The organism is Anaeromassilibacillus sp. D41t1_190614_C2 (assembly GCF_015558525.1).
Lineage (GTDB): Bacteria > Bacillota > Clostridia > Oscillospirales > Acutalibacteraceae > Anaeromassilibacillus > Anaeromassilibacillus stercoravium.
This window is the reverse complement of sequence record NZ_JADMOD010000012.1, coordinates 49,792-63,227: the sequence shown is the minus strand read 5'-3', so window position 1 is coordinate 63,227 and position 13,436 is coordinate 49,792. Positions and strand designations below refer to the sequence as shown.

Here is a 13,436-nt window from a genome sequence, read left to right as displayed (position 1 = left end):
TCCAGAGACTGGTCCGATCTTTGTAGGAAAGAAGGTGCGCCGGATATGAATGTCAGAGAACGGACCCAACAGATCGAAGAACAGACGCTATCGCCGTATGCCGCTCTTTCACGCAACACAAAGGGCAGGGACCGCCCGGAAGAGGAGTGTGAGCTCCGCACGCCTTATCAGCGGGACCGGGACCGGATTATCCACTGTAAGGCATTCCGCCGCTTGAAGAGAAAGACGCAGGTCTTTTTGTCTCCGGAGGGCGACCACTATCGGACGCGCCTGACCCATACGTTGGAGGTTGCGCAGATTGCGCGCACGATTGCGAGGGCACTGCGGTTGAATGAGGATTTGACGGAGGCGATCTCTTTGGGCCACGACCTCGGGCATACGCCGTTTGGACATGCCGGGGAGCGGGCGCTGAATGAGATTCTGCCCGGTGGGTTCCGCCACTACGAGCAGAGTGTCCGTGTGGTGGAAAAGCTGGAAAAGAATGGCGCAGGGCTCAACCTGACCAAAGAGGTGCGCGACGGTATATTGCACCACACGCACGGACAGGAGGCCGCTACGCTAGAGGGGCGGATCGTGCGCTATGCAGACCGCATTGCCTATATCAACCACGACATCGACGATGCGGAGCGGGCCGGTGTTTTGGAGGAATCGCAGATTCCCAAAGCGATCACGGACCTCTTAGGGACGAGCAAGTCCGCCCGGATCAACCGCTTGGTCAATGCGGTGGTGGATAACAGCCAGGACGGGCAGATCCGCATGGACCCCGAATGCCAGGAAGCTTTTGACGAGCTGAATACGTTTATGTACCAACAGGTTTATTATAATCCCTACGCGAAGGGGGAGGAGAAAAAGGTCCCAACCTTGATCGAAATCCTCTTTACCTACTTAAAAAACCCTGATCACCTTCCGGAGGACATGAAGCGTATTGCGGAAGAGGAGGGGTGTGAGCGTGCCGCCTGCGATTATCTCGCAGGTATGACAGATCATTATGCCATCCGTCTGTTTGAGAATATTTACATCCCGGAGGCGTGGAGTCACTATTGATGGAATTGAATCGGAGGAATGGCAATGCCTTTGCCGGAAGCTTTTTTGCAGGAGCTGAAGATGCGCAGCGATATTGTCGATGTGGTGTCTTCGTATGTCAGCCTGCGGCGCAGCGGCAGGAATATGGTCGGGCTGTGTCCCTTTCACCATGAGAAAACGCCGTCTTTCAATGTGTACGCGGAAAACGGCTCGTTTTATTGCTTTGGCTGCGGTGTGGGCGGGGATGTCATCACCTTTATCCGCCGCATCGAGAATTTGGACTACATGGAAGCGGTGCGCTTCCTCGCACAGCGTGCCGGCTTGCAGGTGCCGGAGGACCGCGTGGACGATGGGATGGCAAAGCTGCGCGCGCGGATCTTGGAAATCAATCGCGAGGCGGCGCGGTTCTATCATTCCGTGCTAATGTCTGAGCAGGGCGCGGCGGGGCTTTCCTATCTGCGCGGCCGCGGGTTGACGCAAGCGACCATCCGTCACTTTGGGCTGGGGTATTCGCCGCCGTCCCGCTTTGCCTTGGTGGACTTTCTAGCCAAGAAGGGTTATCAAGAGGCGGAGATGATCCAGGCGAATGTAGCGTTTAAAGGGCGCAGTGGACGTGCATTGGACCGCTTTTTCGGCCGGGTGATGTATCCGATCATCGACCTGCGCGGCAATGTCATTGCATTTGGCGGGCGTGTGCTCACCGATGCAAAACCCAAATATTTGAATACTTCCGATACGCTGGTTTTTCGCAAAAGTGACGCCCTGTTTGCGCTCAATTTTGCAAAGAACCAGGGAGGCCAGCAGCTGATTCTGGCCGAGGGCTATATGGACGTGATTTCCCTGCATCAAGCGGGGTTTACCAATGCGGTCGCCACGCTTGGGACGGCTTTGACCATGGAGCAAGCGCGCCTGATGTCCCGCTATGCGAAAGAAGTGGTGATCTGCTACGACGCGGATGAAGCGGGCCAAAAGGCCACGGCGCGGGCAATCCCGATGCTTCGCGAAGCCGGGTTGCTGGTGAAGGTGCTCAATATCGTGGGCGGCAAGGACCCGGACGAGTACATACGCTCCTATGGGGAACAGGGGCCTGCCCGCTTTAAACAGCTTTTGGACTCCTGCGGGAATGACCTCGAATACCGCTTGGCGAAGATCCGAAGGAATTGCAATATGGAGAGCGCGGACGGGCGCGTCGCCTATTTGACCGGCGCAGCAGAGCTCTTGGCTACCTTGGACAACCGCATGGAGCAGGAGGTCTATGCGGGAAGGCTTGCAGAGGAAATCGGCATCGACCGCTCCGCCATCATGACGCAGGTGGACAAAAACAGCAAAAAGCGCCAGAAGCAACAGCAGCAAAAGCAATTTCGCACCTTTCAGCAGCAGACCGCTGGGATTGGGGACGACATCAACCCCGAAAAGGTCAAACACTTGCGGGCTGCCAGCGCAGAAGAAGCGTTGCTTGCCTATGTGGTCAAATATCCCGACCATGCCAAAGAGATTTATACCCGTTTGCCGCCTGAAAAATTTTCCACTTCGTTTAATCGCCGCGTATATCAGGTGATTATGGGGAAAATTATGGATGGCAAGGACTATAGCCTTACAGATATTTCGGGGGAATTCTCCGTGGATGAAATCGGAGCAATCGCCCGCATTTTTGCCAAATATCACGATGTATCCGCCACTTGGCAGGATGCACAGGAATATATCGAAGTTATTGAACAGGAACATGCAAAACTCCGCCTGGAGGATGCCGCCTCGGTTCCGACGCAGAGCATTGAAGCGTATCTGGCGGAACTAAAGGCGAAGAAGAAATAGGGGGATTTACAAATGGGAACAGGAGCAACACCGGACAAGAAAACGGTCATTCGAGAATTGATTGAACAGGGAAAGGCAAAAGGGCAGCTCTCTACAAAAGAGATTCTCGACGCTCTTGGCGAGCTGGACTTTGAGCCGGAACAGATTGAAAAATTTTACGACACATTGGAAGCGCAGGGAGTGGAAATTATCGAGGACTTTGCAGACGCTCCCTTGGACGACATCGACTTTGCCGCCGAAGCTGCCTCCGACGAAAATCTGGAATCCAGCCTCAGCACCGAGGGCATTGCGATTGACGACCCTGTAAAGGTGTATTTGAAAGAGATCGGCCGCGTGCCGCTGCTTTCCCCGGAAGAGGAAATCGACCTGGCTATCCGGATCAAGGAGGGGGATGAAGCGGCGAAAAAGCGCCTGTCAGAGGCCAACTTGCGCTTGGTCGTCAGCATTGCCAAGCGCTATCTGGGCCGTGGGATGCAGTTCTTGGACCTGATTCAGGAGGGCAACCTGGGCCTGATCAAGGCGGTGGAGAAGTTCGACTATACCAAGGGCTTTAAATTTTCCACCTATGCGACGTGGTGGATCCGGCAGGCGATCACCCGCGCGATAGCGGACCAGGCGAGGACCATCCGTATCCCGGTCCATATGGTGGAGACCATCAACAAGGTAAAGAAAGTCTCCAGCCAGCTGCTGCACACCAACGGGCACGAGCCGAGCGCGGAGGAGATCTCCGCCGAATTGGACATGCCGGTGGACAAGGTGCGGGAGATCATGCGGGTTGCGCAGGAACCCGTCTCTTTGGAAACGCCGATCGGCGAAGAGGAGGACAGCCATTTGGGGGATTTCATCCCCGATGACGACGCCCCCGCCCCGCAGGACGCAGCCTCCCATACCCTTTTGAAGGAACAGCTTGCGGATGTACTGGACACCCTCACCCCCCGCGAGGAAAAGGTGCTCAGCCTGCGCTTTGGCCTGGAGGACGGCCGCTCCCGCACGTTGGAAGAGGTAGGCAAGGAGTTCAATGTCACCCGTGAACGCATCCGCCAGATCGAAGCCAAGGCCCTGCGCAAGCTTCGCCACCCGAGCCGCAGCAAAAAGCTGAAAGACTTTTTGGACTAAGAGGTGGACAAGCGATGCACATGACCCTGGAGGCGGACTATGCGGTGCGGATCGTGGAATTTCTCGCGGCGGCCAATCAAAAGGTGGATGCGCGGACGATCTCGGAAGAAACGCATGTGCCTCTGCGCTTTGCCCTGAAGATCCTGCGCAAGCTGGTGGCGGACGACATCATGATTTCCTACAAAGGCGCTCACGGCGGATACATGTTGGCGCATCCGGCGGGGGAGATCACCCTGCGCCGGGTCATTGAATCCGTGGAAGGCCCCTATATGATCAGCCGTTGTCAGCAGGGAGAATATGCTTGTACCCATACGGCGAGCTGCCGGTTTCATGAGATTTACAACGAAATTTCGGAAATTGTCCGGCAGAAGCTGGATTCTTACACCTTTGCGGATGTTTCGGGAGCCGGCCACCCTAGTTCGACGGAAAAATCGTGAACTTTGTACATATAGAAATCAGGAATCAGGCGTGATGATAAAAATCCCCCGGTGCAGCGTAAGGCTGCACCGGGGGATTTTGTCGATACGGTGTTTTGCCAGGGGCGTTCATAGCCCTTCTTTTAGAAAACTGGAGGATACACCCGTATTAGTGAATTTCAATGCGGCGGTTTGGAGCGACCGTCGCCTCCTTCTTTGGCAAAGTCAGCTCCAATACACCATTTTCATATTTCGCCTGGATACCGCTTGTGTCGATCCCGGAGACATCAAAGCTACGGCTCATAGAACCATACCGTCTTTCGCGGCGGATGTAGGTGTTGTCATCCGTTTGCGTTTCCTCTTTATGCTGTGCGGAAATGGTCATCCGGTCGCCGTCCATGTCGATATGGATATCTTCTTTGTTGTATCCAGGAAGATCGGTCCGCAGCAGGTACTGATTGCCCTGGTCGATGATATCGGTGCTGCACGGAACGACGCTGCTCTCCGAATTGCCCCAGAAAGCGCGGTTCATTTGGTCGAGATAATTGAAAAGATTGCTGGTTCTGCGCTCAAATGGAATCAAATCAAACATGATAAAACCCTCCGTTTTGTTCTTTTGTAATCATGCAATGGAATACTGGCCATTACTGAATTTCAATCCGATGGTTTGCGGGAACCGTCTCCTGCTTCTTAGGCAGATCCAGCTCCAAAACGCCGTTTTCAAATTTTGCCTCGATATGATCGGCGTCGATGGACGAAATATCAAAACTGCGGCTCATGGAACCATACCGTCTTTCGCGACGGATAAAATTGTTCTTCTGATCTTCCGTTTTGTTTTCTTCCGAGTGTTCCGCGGAGATCGTCAAACGGTCGCCTTCGATGTCGAGGTGAATGTCTTCCTTTTTGAAGCCCGGCAGGTCGGCCTTCAAAACAAAGCGGTTGCCTTCATCGAGAATATCGGTCTTGCAAGGTGCGATGTCGGTGTTGCCGCCGAAGAATGCACGTTCCATATCATCAAAATAGCGGAATAAATCATTGTTTCTATGTTCAAAAGGAATCAAATCAAACATAAGTCATAACCTCCTTAACGGCTTCTATCATTTTCTATCAATGTAATGGATTGTGGGTTCTGCAAGAAAGTCTTTTCAAGCGAACCACCTTCTTTCCTCTTTGGCTCTCTTGCTGTCTACGCTTTTTAGTATAGGGTCGGGTTGTTAAAAATGTTTTTCAAAATTGCGAACAAACTGTTAATTTTAGCACTCTATACTTAAGAGTGCTAAAATATAAATGGCACAGATTTTGAAAATACGATCTCGATGAAGGCCCTTTCAGAAGACAGAAATATATGTCTTGAACATAGCGGAGAACACAGTTGTTTCAAGTTTTTCCTGCAAAATGATAGTCAATTTAGGAAGACTGTACTATAATGATTATTTAAGAAATACAAAGCATATTTTAAGACCTGTCGATCGAAAATCTATAGGAGGCATATTATGAAGCGCGTTTTTTTGATGGTGCTGGACAGTGTGGGGATTGGAGAAATGCCGGACGCTGCACAGTATGGCGACGCGGGAAGCAATACGCTGGCCGCAGCGTCGAAAAGCCCCTATTTTTCCATGCCCCATATGCAGCAGCTTGGCCTTTTTAATATCGATGGCGTTACCTGCCGTCCGGCGGTGGAGCACCCTTCGGCAGCGTTTGCACGCATGACGGAACTCTCCAAAGGGAAGGACACCACCATCGGCCATTGGGAAATTGCAGGCATTGTGTCCCCAAAACCCCTTCCAACGTACCCCAACGGCTTTCCACAGGATCTTCTGGCGGAATTCAGCCGCCGTGTGGGGCGAAAGGTGTTGTGCAACCGGCCCTATTCAGGGACGGAAGTAATCAAAGACTATGGGAAAGAGCATGTGGAAACCGGCGCGCTGATTGTTTATACTTCTGCGGACAGTGTCTTCCAAATCGCGGCGCATGAGGCGGTGGTGCCCGTCGAGGAGCTTTACCGCGATTGCCGGATTGCACGGGAGCTGTTGACCGGGGAACACAGCGTTGGGCGGGTGATTGCACGGCCGTTTACAGGCGAATATCCGAATTATGTCCGCACGAAGAACCGCCATGATTTTTCGCTCCTTCCGCCGGGCACCACCATGCTGGCTCAGCTTTCCGAAAATGGATTTGACGTGATTGCAATCGGAAAAATCTATGATATATTCGCTGGAAGAGGGATTACAAAGGCCATCCGCACAGGCGGCAATGACGAGGGCATTGCGCGGACCATCGAGTGGACAAAGCGCGATTTTCAGGGGCTTTGCTTCATCAACCTGGTGGACTTTGACATGCTATACGGTCACCGGAATGATGTGGAGGGCTATGCAAAGGGCCTGACAACCGTCGACCGGGCGATCCCGGAAATTTTGGCGGGGCTGCGGGAAGACGATCTTTTGATGATTACCGCCGACCACGGGTGCGACCCAAGCACGCCGTCCACGGATCATTCGCGGGAATATACGCCTTGGATCATTGCAGGGCCAAACGTAAAGGCAGGAACAAACTTGGGAACCCTGCCGACTTTTGCGGACATTGGCGCAACGATTCTTGATTTCTTTGGCGTCCCTCAGAAAATTACAGGGACATCGCAATTGGGAAACATCATAACAAAATCATTTTGAAAAACAGGAGGATTTGTATGGCTACAACTACACCGACGCCGCACAACGCGGCCAATCCGGGCGACATCGCCAAGACCGTTTTGATGCCGGGCGACCCGCTCCGCGCGAAATTTATTGCAGAAACGTATCTGGAAAACCCGGTCTGTTTTAACACGGTGCGCAATATGCTGGGATATACCGGCACTTACCAGGGAAAGCGCGTTTCCGTGATGGGCAGTGGGATGGGGATGCCGTCCATCGGCATCTACTCGTATGAGCTGTACCATTTTTACAACGTGGAGACCATCATCCGCATCGGTTCCGCTGGGGGAATCGCGGACCACGTACATGTGCGCGACGTCGTGATTGGGATTGGCGCGTGTACGGATTCCAATTATGGCTCGCAATTCCACCTGCCGGGTGCGTTTGCACCCATTGGAGATTTTACGCTTGCGCAGAAGGCGGTGCAGTATGCGCAGAAACATAAGATTCATACGGTTGTGGGGAATGTCCTGTCTTCGGATACCTTCTATGGGGACGATCCCGACGCCCTTCCCGCGTGGAAGAAAATGGGCGTGCTTGCCGTGGAGATGGAGTCTGCGGCGCTGTATATGAATGCGGCACGCGCGGGGAAGCGGGCGCTCTGCCTATTGACCATTTCCGATTGCCCGTTCACCGGGGAATCCCTCTCGGCGGAGGAGCGGCAGACCAGCTTCCGGGAAATGATGGAGATTGCGCTCGCAATCGCGGAATAAATTCAAACGGGAAAAGGATGAATGCATATGGACCGTCAGAAAATTTTGAGTATGGTCGACCACACCCTGCTCACGCAAACGGCGACATGGAAGGAAATCCGACGGATTTGCGACGAAGCCATCCGCTACGGGACGGCCTCGGTCTGTATACCCGCCAGTTATGTGAAACGCGCCAAGGAGTATGTGGGAGATCGAATGGCTGTATGTACGGTCATCGGGTTTCCAAACGGGTATTCCACAACGGCATCCAAGGTGTTTGAAACGCAGGATGCCATTGCCAACGGCGCGGACGAGATTGATATGGTGGTTAATATCGGGTATATCAAAGACGGCCTTTACGATTTGCAGCTTGACGAGATCCGCCAGATCAAACAGGCGTGCGGCGGCCATATCTTGAAGGTGATTGTTGAAACCTGCCTGTTAACCGAGGAAGAAAAGATCCGCATGTGCCAGGTTGTCACAGAATCCGGAGCGGACTTCATCAAAACCTCTACAGGCTTTTCAACGGGCGGCGCAACCTTTGACGATGTGGCGCTATTCCGGAAGTATGTTGGCCCGCAGGTGCGCATCAAGGCGGCAGGAGGGATTTCCTCGCTGGAGGATGCCGAGCGGTTTATCGAGCTTGGGGCGTCTCGGCTGGGCACCAGCCGCATCGTCAAATTGATCCAGCAGGAAGAGGCACACGGCGATTAAGCCGGGCAGACCGGCAGGATAGAAAAAAGGCCGCCGCAGGGAAGAAAACCGCGGCGGCCTGCGTTCTCTCTGGGGAGGGGTGTCATTTTTATGGAAGATCAGGAATTGGTCCGCTTAGCGCTGGGAGCCAGGGAGCGGGCCTATGCGCCGTATTCCAAATTTCAGGTGGGGGCGGCGCTGCTCACAGGAACAGGCCGTGTCTATCAGGGGTGTAACATTGAATGCGCCTCCTATACACCGACGAATTGTGCGGAACGGACCGCGTTTTTCAAGGCTGTCAGCGAGGGGGAGCGCGACTTTGTTGCCATCGCGATTGCCGGAGGACCCGCCGGCGCGCCGGTCAAACGGGCATGCCCGCCGTGCGGGGTATGCCGCCAGGTGATGCGGGAATTCTGCGACCCGTCGTCCTTTCGGGTCATTCTTGCCTCCGGGCCGGATAACTGGGTGTCCTACCGGCTAGAAGAGCTTCTTCCGCTCGGCTTTGGCCCGGAGAATTTAAACAGGGGGAAAGGAGGCGCGGGCTGTGCGCATGTATGATATCCTTGCGAAGAAGCGGGATGGGGGAATCCTGACGGACGAGGAGATTCAATTTTTTATCGACGGCTATGTGAGCGGTGCGATTCCGGATTATCAAGCGAGCGCCCTGCTGATGGCGATTTTTCTAAAAGGGATGACGCCACACGGGACAGCAGCGCTCACCAGGAGTATGGCGCAATCCGGCGACCTGGTGGATCTTTCCTCAATCGACGGGATCAAGGTCGATAAACACAGCACCGGCGGCGTGGGGGATAAGACCACGCTGATCGTGGCGCCGGTTGTCGCTTCTTTGGGCGTGCGCGTGGCCAAGATGAGCGGCCGCGGGTTGGGGCACACCGGCGGGACGGTGGATAAGCTGGAATCCATCCCCGGATTCCGAACCACACTGGATCGGGAGGCCTTTTTTGACGTTGTCCGCCGGGTGGGGGTTAGCGTAATTGGGCAATCCGGCAACCTGGCCCCCGCGGATAAAAAGCTCTATGCGCTGCGCGATGTGACGGCTACGGTCAACAGCATTCCGCTGATTGCTTCCAGCATTATGAGCAAAAAGATCGCCGCAGGCTCCGATCGAATCCTTCTGGATGTCAAGACCGGCAGCGGCGCCTTTATGAAGACCCTGGAGGACTCCATTGCGCTGGCAAAGGAGATGGTGTCCATCGGCGAGCATGTGGGACGCCGAACAGTGGCGCTCATCACCGATATGGACCGTCCTTTGGGTTGTGCCATCGGGAATGCGTTGGAGGTTTGCGAGGCGTGTGAGACCTTGCAGGGACGCGGCCCGGCCGATCTGACGGAGGTCTGTATCGAGCTGGCTGCCAATATGCTTTGGCTTGCGGAAAAAGGGGAATTGGCGCAATGCCGTTCTTTGGCCAAGCAACAGATTGCAAATGGGGAGGCCTTTGCGAAGTTGAAAGAGATGGTCCAGGCACAGGGTGGGGATACAAGCGTGCTGGACGACCCGTCGAGATTCGATCGGTCGAATGTATGTTATGAGGTCTTGGCGCAAAGGGAAGGGTTCCTCTATGCAATGGATACGGAGCGGTGCGGAATTGCTTCCATGGAGCTGGGCGCTGGACGCGAGAAAAAGGAGGACCCCATCGATTACAGCGCGGGGATTGTCTTGCGTAAAAAGGTCGGCGATTTTGTGAGAAAAGGGGAGGTGCTCGCCTCCTTCTATTCCTCGGAGGAGTCGAAATGCCGGACAGCGGAGCAAACGTTCACACAGGCCCTCAGCATTCAGGATGCAAGGCCGAAGCAAACCGCGTTGATTTACGCGCGTGTCACCGCCCAAGGGGTTGAAGTGGACAATCGATCTTAGAAACAGGCAACATTTTAGGGGAGGATAACATAGGGCGAAATCCTTGCGTTTTCCAATTTTTATGGTTAGAATAGCAACCATAAAGCCATACTAAATTCGTATATTTTAAACCAGAGGCTTTGTGGAGGTGCTTTCATGTTAGATTGTAAAATTGCAAGGGTCGTTGGCCGGGAAGTGATGGATTCCCGTGGAAATCCAACCGTAGAAGCAGAAGTTGTACTCAAATGCGGCGCACGGGGGACTGCACTCGTCCCCTCCGGTGCATCAACCGGCATCTATGAGGCGCACGAGCTGCGCGACGGCGACCCGAAGCGCTACGGTGGCAAGGGCGTTCTAAAGGCCGTACGCAATGTGAACGAATCGATTGCCACTGCATTGGAGGGGATGAATGCACTCGCGCAGGAGGAGATTGACCGTAAAATGCTGGAGGCCGATGCCAGCAAAAACAAGTCCAAGTTGGGCGCAAACGCGATCCTGGCGGTTTCACTGGCGACCGCACGCGCGGCCGCCGCAGCGCTCAATCTGCCGCTCTATCGGTATATCGGCGGCATGCAGGCGCACAAGCTCCCTGTGCCGATGATGAATATTCTCAATGGCGGCGCACATGCCTCCAACAACATCGACATACAGGAATTCATGATTATGCCGGTCGGCGCGCAGAGTTTTCGTGAGGCGCTCCGCTGGTGCAGCGAGATTTACCACACCCTTGGCAAGCTGCTCAAGGAAGGAGGGCTTGCCACCGGCGTCGGCGATGAGGGCGGCTTTGCGCCAAACCTGGAGTCGGACGAAGAAGCGATTGAATGGATCATCCGCGCAATCGAGGCAGCGGGATATTCGATGCAGGACGTCAAGATTGCATTGGATGCCGCCAGTAGCGAATGGTATAAGGACGGCATGTACGTCCTGCCCAAGCGCGGCACAGCTTTAAAGAGCACAGACCTGGTGGCCTATTGGAAAGATTTGGTCAGCCGCTATCCGATCATCTCGATCGAGGATGGGCTGGGCGAGCAGGATTGGGAAGGCTGGACGGTTTTGACCAAGGAACTTCCCATCCAGTTGGTTGGAGACGACCTGTTCGTTACAAATGCGGAGCGTTTGCAGCAGGGCATTGAAATGGGCGCGGGCAATGCAATCCTTGTGAAGGTCAATCAGATTGGCTCCCTGTCGGAGACGCTGCATGCGATGGAGCTGGCGCACAAGGCCGGGTATACGGCGGTCGTTTCCCACCGTTCCGGCGAGACCGAGGACACGACCATTGCAGATTTGGCGGTCGCCACGAATGCAGGGCAGATCAAGACCGGCGCGCCGTGCCGCACGGATCGGGTTGCAAAGTACAACCGATTGCTCCGCATTGAGGACGAGCTGGGGAGCACCGCCTGCTATGCTGGCAGGGATGCCTTCCGGTTCTCTGTATGATTCCGCAAATCAAAACATCCGCACGGATCACTTCCCGTGCGGATGTTTTTCTATATGAGGTTCTCGGCAGATCAGAGCAACTCTTTGATGCAGGATTCGATTTCCCGCATACTTGCGGTTGGCTCGTATCGTGCGGCGACTTCCCCCTCCCGGTCGATCACAAACTTTGTAAAATTCCATTTGATCTCCGGGTTCTCTGCATAATGAGGGTCCTCTGAAGATAAGATTTCCTGTAGCTTTTCTGTAAGCGGATGATCAGGATCGAACCCGCTGAAACCGCGGGCGTTTGTCAGATAACGGAAGAGGGGTTCTGTCTGCGGCCCTTTCACATTCGTTTTGGCCAACATGGGAAACGTAACGCCATAGTTGTAACGGCAGAATTCTGCGATTTTATCGTTGCTCTCTGGGTCTTGCTCATGAAATTGATTGCATGGGAACCCTAAGACCATAAAGCCATGGTCGCGGTATTTTTGGAACAACTTCTCTAGGTCTTCAAACTGCGGTGTGAATCCGCATTTGCTGGCCGTGTTGACAATTAAAAGAACGTTGCCTCTATACACGGAAAGATCCAGTTCCTTCCCGTTCATCTGGCGCACATGAAAATCATAGACATTCATTTTGGGCCATGCGCCTCCTTTCCCGCTTATTATGAGGATAAGGGCCATGCAATATACTTTCTCCGGTGGGAATCGAAGGGACGATTGAAAAATCTACGGAACAACCAGAAAATTCGTCAATTTTTGGTCAAAATTCGTAGGCAATTTGTCCGGTTTTGGTTTTGGAAATGATTGACTTTCTGTGGCCTGTTCCAAAGATAAACATTGCAGCGTTGACTTTCCATGTCCACGTGTTATAATAAACACCATAGAATTAAAATTCTGTAGGTAAGGGGTGTTGAACATGAGCAGACAAGCAAAAAACACTTTCTCCAATAAAGTTTATAATATTATATCGAAGCAGAGCGAGAAAGCGCTGGAAGCAGAACTCTGTGAGGGTAGCAGCAAAGTACAGATCAATCAGCTCAATGGCGGGGAGAACCAACAGTGGAAATTTGAAGCCAGCGGTGATCCGTACTATAAATTAGTGAACAAGAATACTGGAAAAGCACTGGATATTATGCTGGGCGGTTCGGCAAATGGGACTTGGCTCCACCAGTGGGATAGCGTTTCTTCCGACAGCCAGTTGTGGTTCTTGGAGGAGACGGACGAAGGCTTTTATAAGATTAAGTCCAAGGTTTCTGGTAAGTGTGTAGATGTTGTGGGGATGTCCCAGGAGGACGGCGCACGTCTACAGATCTGGGAAGACCTGAATGGCGACAATCAGCAGTGGAAGCTGGTTGAGGTTGTTGCAAAGAAGGCTGAAAAGGCTGTGGAGCAGAAAGAGGAAGCTCCTGCAAAAGAAATCGTCCCTGAAGCACCGAAGGCGGTTGTGAAAGCAGAGACAAAAACTTCCACAAAAGCAAAGGAACCGGCAGCTCCGGCGAAAAAGACTTCTACAAGATCGACCAAAGCAAAAGCGAAAAAAGAGGAGACGGCAGCTACAGTGGAAACCACTGTGGAAGAAAAAGTTGCTGCAAAGGCTCCAGCCAAGAAGACAGCGGCAAAGAGAACTCCCCGCGCTAAGAAATAATCTGAAATGATCTACAAAAGCCCATGGGTGGTTTATGGACCAGCCTACGGGCTTTTTCTTTATTTTTTATTAT

General features: G+C 53.5%; 14 protein-coding genes. 11 read left to right on the top strand and 3 right to left on the bottom strand.

What is annotated here, in order from left to right; all coding sequences use genetic code 11:
* The first annotated feature begins 45 nt into the window (after nucleotides 1-45).
* The 4 genes from I2G69_RS10135 to I2G69_RS10120 are packed head-to-tail and all read left to right on the top strand — an operon-like array spanning nucleotide 46 to nucleotide 4,388.
* A complete protein-coding gene (locus tag I2G69_RS10135) occupies nucleotides 46-1,044 on the top strand; it encodes a deoxyguanosinetriphosphate triphosphohydrolase (RefSeq protein WP_087229145.1) in 999 nt (332 codons plus the stop codon).
* A 24-nt stretch (nucleotides 1,045-1,068) separates the two neighbouring features.
* The gene (dnaG, locus tag I2G69_RS10130) at nucleotides 1,069-2,835 is read left to right on the top strand and encodes a DNA primase (protein ID WP_195560732.1); all 1,767 of its coding nucleotides are present in this window, start codon (nucleotides 1,069-1,071) and stop codon (nucleotides 2,833-2,835) included.
* A gap of 12 nt (nucleotides 2,836-2,847) precedes the next feature.
* On the top strand, nucleotides 2,848-3,951 hold the full coding sequence (gene rpoD, locus I2G69_RS10125) for an RNA polymerase sigma factor RpoD (RefSeq protein WP_087229139.1): 1,104 nt from the start codon (nucleotides 2,848-2,850) through the stop codon (nucleotides 3,949-3,951).
* Nucleotides 3,952-3,965: 14 nt separating this feature from the next.
* Complete coding sequence (locus I2G69_RS10120) at nucleotides 3,966-4,388, top strand: RrF2 family transcriptional regulator (RefSeq protein WP_087229136.1); 423 nt, start codon at nucleotides 3,966-3,968, stop codon at nucleotides 4,386-4,388.
* Between the two features lie 148 nt (nucleotides 4,389-4,536).
* Here the strand turns inward: I2G69_RS10120 and I2G69_RS10115 are convergent, their stop codons facing one another.
* Both I2G69_RS10115 and I2G69_RS10110 read right to left on the bottom strand, forming a co-directional pair.
* The gene (locus tag I2G69_RS10115; protein ID WP_191405155.1) at nucleotides 4,537-4,959 is read right to left on the bottom strand and encodes an Hsp20/alpha crystallin family protein; all 423 of its coding nucleotides are present in this window, start codon (nucleotides 4,957-4,959) and stop codon (nucleotides 4,537-4,539) included.
* 52 nt (nucleotides 4,960-5,011) lie between these two features.
* Nucleotides 5,012-5,437: an Hsp20/alpha crystallin family protein gene (locus tag I2G69_RS10110; RefSeq protein WP_087229130.1), complete on the bottom strand. Its 426-nt coding sequence runs from the start codon at nucleotides 5,435-5,437 to the stop codon at nucleotides 5,012-5,014.
* Between the two features lie 423 nt (nucleotides 5,438-5,860).
* On the opposite strand from I2G69_RS10110, the gene I2G69_RS10105 reads away from it, so the two are divergent.
* From I2G69_RS10105 to eno, 6 genes are all read left to right on the top strand, one after another.
* Entirely contained in the window at nucleotides 5,861-7,036 is a 1,176-nt protein-coding gene (locus I2G69_RS10105; protein ID WP_191405154.1) for a phosphopentomutase, read from the top strand.
* Between the two features lie 17 nt (nucleotides 7,037-7,053).
* Nucleotides 7,054-7,770, top strand: a complete 717-nt coding sequence (gene deoD, locus I2G69_RS10100; RefSeq protein WP_195560731.1) for a purine-nucleoside phosphorylase — start codon at nucleotides 7,054-7,056, stop codon at nucleotides 7,768-7,770.
* A gap of 27 nt (nucleotides 7,771-7,797) precedes the next feature.
* Nucleotides 7,798-8,463, top strand: coding sequence for a deoxyribose-phosphate aldolase (gene deoC, locus I2G69_RS10095; RefSeq protein ID WP_191362471.1), 666 nt, complete (start codon nucleotides 7,798-7,800; stop codon nucleotides 8,461-8,463).
* 90 nt (nucleotides 8,464-8,553) lie between these two features.
* Nucleotides 8,554-9,000 (top strand): cytidine deaminase, encoded by a 447-nt coding sequence (locus I2G69_RS10090; RefSeq protein ID WP_087229117.1) that lies wholly within the window; start codon nucleotides 8,554-8,556, stop codon nucleotides 8,998-9,000.
* Nucleotides 8,987-10,318 (top strand): pyrimidine-nucleoside phosphorylase, encoded by a 1,332-nt coding sequence (locus I2G69_RS10085; RefSeq protein ID WP_195560730.1) that lies wholly within the window; start codon nucleotides 8,987-8,989, stop codon nucleotides 10,316-10,318. The genes I2G69_RS10090 and I2G69_RS10085 overlap by 14 nt, the downstream gene beginning before the upstream one ends.
* A 135-nt stretch (nucleotides 10,319-10,453) precedes the next feature.
* On the top strand, nucleotides 10,454-11,734 hold the full coding sequence (gene eno, locus I2G69_RS10080) for a phosphopyruvate hydratase (protein ID WP_191395731.1): 1,281 nt from the start codon (nucleotides 10,454-10,456) through the stop codon (nucleotides 11,732-11,734).
* Nucleotides 11,735-11,805: 71 nt separating this feature from the next.
* Here the strand turns inward: eno and I2G69_RS10075 are convergent, their stop codons facing one another.
* Nucleotides 11,806-12,351 (bottom strand): glutathione peroxidase, encoded by a 546-nt coding sequence (locus I2G69_RS10075; RefSeq protein WP_087229111.1) that lies wholly within the window; start codon nucleotides 12,349-12,351, stop codon nucleotides 11,806-11,808.
* A gap of 283 nt (nucleotides 12,352-12,634) precedes the next feature.
* Here I2G69_RS10075 and I2G69_RS10070 point away from each other — a divergent pair, with 283 nt between their 5' ends.
* Nucleotides 12,635-13,363 carry an RICIN domain-containing protein gene (locus I2G69_RS10070; RefSeq protein WP_087229108.1) on the top strand — a complete coding sequence of 243 codons (729 nt, stop codon included), beginning with the start codon at nucleotides 12,635-12,637 and terminating at the stop codon, nucleotides 13,361-13,363.
* The last annotated feature ends 73 nt before the right edge of the window (nucleotides 13,364-13,436 follow it).

What these genes read in the sequence shown, in the direction of transcription:
- I2G69_RS10120 (WP_087229136.1), top strand. Translation starts at nt 3,966, where the DNA reads ATGCACATGACCCTGGAGGCGGACTATGCGGTGCGGATCGTGGAATTT.
- eno (WP_191395731.1), top strand. Translation starts at nt 10,454, where the DNA reads ATGTTAGATTGTAAAATTGCAAGGGTCGTTGGCCGGGAAGTGATGGAT.
- deoD (WP_195560731.1), top strand. Translation starts at nt 7,054, where the DNA reads ATGGCTACAACTACACCGACGCCGCACAACGCGGCCAATCCGGGCGAC.
- rpoD (WP_087229139.1), top strand. Translation starts at nt 2,848, where the DNA reads ATGGGAACAGGAGCAACACCGGACAAGAAAACGGTCATTCGAGAATTG.
- I2G69_RS10070 (WP_087229108.1), top strand. Translation starts at nt 12,635, where the DNA reads ATGAGCAGACAAGCAAAAAACACTTTCTCCAATAAAGTTTATAATATT.
- I2G69_RS10115 (WP_191405155.1), bottom strand. Translation starts at nt 4,959, where the DNA reads ATGTTTGATTTGATTCCATTTGAGCGCAGAACCAGCAATCTTTTCAAT.
- I2G69_RS10110 (WP_087229130.1), bottom strand. Translation starts at nt 5,437, where the DNA reads ATGTTTGATTTGATTCCTTTTGAACATAGAAACAATGATTTATTCCGC.
- I2G69_RS10135 (WP_087229145.1), top strand. Translation starts at nt 46, where the DNA reads ATGAATGTCAGAGAACGGACCCAACAGATCGAAGAACAGACGCTATCG.
- I2G69_RS10075 (WP_087229111.1), bottom strand. Translation starts at nt 12,351, where the DNA reads ATGAATGTCTATGATTTTCATGTGCGCCAGATGAACGGGAAGGAACTG.
- I2G69_RS10090 (WP_087229117.1), top strand. Translation starts at nt 8,554, where the DNA reads ATGGAAGATCAGGAATTGGTCCGCTTAGCGCTGGGAGCCAGGGAGCGG.
- dnaG (WP_195560732.1), top strand. Translation starts at nt 1,069, where the DNA reads ATGCCTTTGCCGGAAGCTTTTTTGCAGGAGCTGAAGATGCGCAGCGAT.
- deoC (WP_191362471.1), top strand. Translation starts at nt 7,798, where the DNA reads ATGGACCGTCAGAAAATTTTGAGTATGGTCGACCACACCCTGCTCACG.
- I2G69_RS10105 (WP_191405154.1), top strand. Translation starts at nt 5,861, where the DNA reads ATGAAGCGCGTTTTTTTGATGGTGCTGGACAGTGTGGGGATTGGAGAA.